Origin of the sequence: Actinomyces sp. Z5, assembly GCF_003287795.1 — a bacterium.
Classification (GTDB): domain Bacteria; phylum Actinomycetota; class Actinomycetes; order Actinomycetales; family Actinomycetaceae; genus Actinomyces; species Actinomyces glycerinitolerans.
The window spans coordinates 93,889-95,551 of record NZ_QMIN01000103.1 but is presented as its reverse complement, the minus strand read 5'-3'; the positions used below and the strand labels follow the sequence as shown (position 1 = coordinate 95,551).

Annotated in this window: 1 protein-coding gene; it reads left to right on the top strand. The window is 69.4% G+C overall.

The genetic code is table 11. The features are described from left to right. Positions 1-101: 101 nt before the first annotated feature. The coding region (locus DRB06_RS13995) for a xylulokinase (protein ID WP_111820266.1) at positions 102-1,663 on the top strand (1,562 nt) is incomplete at its 3' end.

Sequence of the window (1,663 nt, the reverse complement as noted above, 5' to 3'; positions counted from 1 at the left end):
TCGTGGCCGGTCCCACTATCATGGCGCCCATGGGCCCGGCCGGGCGCGACGTCGCACCCGGCCGGAAGGCAGCAACACACCAATCAGCAACGGAGCTCCGCATGACCGCAGCAACCACCCCCGCAAACATCGATTCGGCCAGCACCGCCCTCGGCGTCGAGTTCGGCTCGACCCGCATCAAAGCGGTACTCATCGACTCCATCGGCACCGTGCTGGCCGACGGGGGCTTCACCTGGGAGAACGAGCTGGTCGACGGCGTGTGGACCTACTCGATGGACGCCGTCGTCGCCGGCCTGCAGGCCGCCTACGCCGACCTGGCCGATCGCTACCGGGAGCGCTACGGCGCACCGCTGTCCGAGGTGGGGGCAATTGGCATCTCCGGGATGATGCACGGCTACCTCCCCCTGGACGCCGACGGGGAACTGCTGGCGGCCTTCCGGACCTGGCGCAACACCTTCACCCAGGACTCCTCCCGCACCCTGTCGGAACTGTTCGGGCTGAACATCCCGCAACGCTGGTCAATCTCGCATCTGCACCACGCCATTACCCACGGCGAGGAGCACGTGACCCGCATCGCCCACCTGACCACGCTGGCCGGCTACGTCCACTACCGGCTCACCGGCCGCCACATCCTGGGCGTGGGCGAGGCCTCCGGCATGTTCCCCATCGGCCCGGACGGACGCTCCTTCGACGCCGGCATGCTCGACGCCTTCGACCAGCTGGTCGACATGCCGTGGCGGCTGGCCGACATCCTGCCGGAGATCGCGCTGGCCGGGCAGGACGCCGGTCGGCTTACTCCCGCAGGGGCCCGCCTGCTCGATCCCACCGGGACGCTCCAGCCCGGGGCGAGGCTGTGCCCGCCGGAGGGCGACGCCGGCACCGGCATGGTCGCGACCAACTCGGTGCGCCCACGCACCGGCAACGTCTCCGCGGGCACGAGCGCCTTCGCCATGATTGTGCTGGAGCAGCCGTTGCGCAGCCTGGTGGAGCAGATCGACCTGGTGGCCACCCCGTCCGGAGCGCCGGTGGCCATGGCACACGCCAATAACTGCACCTCCGACCTGAACGCCTGGGTGGAGATCTTCTCCCAGTTCGCCGACGCCATCGGCCACCCCATCCAGCGGGGCCCGCTGTTCGACATTCTCCTGGGCGCCGCCGCCGAGGGCAATATGGATGACGCCGGGGTGCTGTCCTACAACTTCCTGTCCGGCGACGCCATCGTCTCTCTGCCGGAGGGGCGCCCGCTCACGCTGCGCCAGCCCGGCATCCGGTTCACCCTGGCCGGCCTGATGCGCTCACACCTGTTTGCCGCCTTCGCCTCCATGGCCTACGGGTTGAAGATCCTCAAGCAGAACGCCGACGCGCCGATCGACTCCATGTTCGCCCATGGGGGCATCTTCAAGACGCCCGAGATCCCGCAGCGGGTCCTGGCGGCCGCCTTCGACACCCCCGTGTCGGTCGGTCAGGCAGCCGCGGAGGGAGGCGCCTGGGGCATGGCACTGTTGGCCGGCTTCCTGCTGTGGGGCGACGGAACGCAACTGGCCGACTACCTGGAGCAGCGCATCTTCGCCGATCTGGAAGTCACCACCATCGTCCCCACACCCGCGGAGGTCGCCGAGTACGACCGCTATCTCGAGCGCTTCGTCGCCGCCCTGCCGCTGGA